Raw genomic sequence first — 1285 nt, 5'->3', positions numbered from 1 at the left:
GGTCTCCCTTCATCAGCTTACGGAACGCTCCGCTACCACGTGTATTGCTACACATCCTCAGCTTCGGTGCATGGCTTCAGCCCCGTTACATTTTCGGCGCAAAGACCCTTATTTAGACCAGTGAGCTGTTACGCTTTCTTTAAATGATGGCTGCTTCTAAGCCAACATCCTGGTTGTTTTGGGATCCTCACATCCTTTCCCACTTAGCCATGACTTGGGGACCTTAGCTGGAGGTTAGGGTTGTTGCCCTTTTCACGACGGACGTTAGCACCCGCCGTGTGTCTGCCGACTAGTACTCCTGGGTATTCGGAGTTTGGTTAGGATCAGTAAGACGGTGAGTCCCCATAGCCCATCCAGTGCTCTACCCCCCAGGGTATTCGGTCGACGCTCTACCTAAATAGATTTCGCGGAGAACCAGCTATTTCCGAGTTTGATTGGCCTTTCACCCCTAGCCACAAGTCATCCCAATCTATTGCAACAGATGCGGGTTCGGTCCTCCAGTTGGTGTTACCCAACCTTCAACCTGCTCATGGCTAGATCACTCGGTTTCGGGTCTAATGCAACAAACTAAATCGCCCTATTCAGACTCGCTTTCGCTTCGCCTACACCTACCGGCTTAAGCTTGCTTGTTACACTAAGTCGTTGACCCATTATACAAAAGGTACGCCGTCACCCTTGCGGGCTCCGACTGTTTGTAGGCATCCGGTTTCAGGTTCTATTTCACTCCCCTTGTCGGGGTGCTTTTCACCTTTCCCTCACGGTACTTGTTCGCTATCGGTCATGCACGAGTACTTAGGCTTGGAGAGTGGTCTCCCCATGTTCAGACAGGATTTCTCGTGTCCCGCCCTACTCTAGGACAATCATGCTATCTACGCGTACGGGGCTGTCACCCGCTACGGCCAAACTTTCCAGATTGTTCCGCTTTAAACACAATTGCCACTGGCCTGGTCCGCGTTCGCTCGCCACTACTTGCGGAGTCTCGGTTGATGTCCTTTCCTGCAGGTACTTAGATGTTTCAGTTCCCTGCGTTCGCTTCTTACACCCTATTTTATTCAGGTGCAGATACCTTATCACAATGCTTGGAAACCTAAGCCGTACCGAAGCACAACTTAGATTTTCCAAGCATTTAAGGTGGGTTGCCCCATTCGGAGATCCATGGATCAAAGCTTATTCGCAGCTCCCCACGGCTTTTCGCAGCGTATCACGTCCTTCATCGCCTGTGCATGCCAAGGCATCCACCAAATGCCCTTACGACACTTAATCGTTCTCATTGCCAATGCTCATC

The 1285-nt window shown here is 51.0% G+C and carries 1 rRNA gene; it reads right to left on the bottom strand.

Annotation, left to right across the window (positions count from 1 at the left end):
* Positions 1–1263, bottom strand: a 23S ribosomal RNA gene (locus RHIBUN_RS0132970); the annotation flags it as partial.
* Between the last annotated feature and the right edge of the window lie 22 nt (positions 1264–1285).

Source organism: Rhizobium sp. IBUN (assembly GCF_000510625.1).
Taxonomy (GTDB): domain Bacteria; phylum Pseudomonadota; class Alphaproteobacteria; order Rhizobiales; family Rhizobiaceae; genus Rhizobium; species Rhizobium altiplani.
This window is presented reverse-complemented; position numbering and strand designations above follow the sequence as displayed.